A 265-nucleotide genomic window follows, 5' to 3' on the forward strand; every position below is an offset into this window, starting at 1 on the left:
TCTTATGCCCTTCTCCGAAAGAAATTTCTAAATCTTTGATTTCAACTAATTTTTCAGTCATTTCTTCCTCCTAACTAATTTCTTCTACTGACATTTTAGCTTTGATTTTTTCATGTAAACCTTGGATAACTTCTGGTTTCTCCGCTTTTGGTGCTCCTGGATGCAAGAGCCAGGTTTTCGCCCAATGGACATCATTTACATGAATAATTGGTGGTGCTTCCTCAAAATCGATTTGCATCGCAAATTCAGAACGTGGTGCAAAGGC

At 38.1% G+C, this 265-nt stretch carries 1 pseudogene; it reads right to left on the minus strand.

Annotated features, from left to right (window positions below):
* Positions 1 to 70 precede the first annotated feature (70 nt).
* A pseudogene (locus AC6UDG_RS07635) lies at positions 71 to 265 on the minus strand (ABC transporter ATP-binding protein); the annotation flags it as partial.

The organism is Fructilactobacillus sp. X2R1C1, from assembly GCF_059901435.1.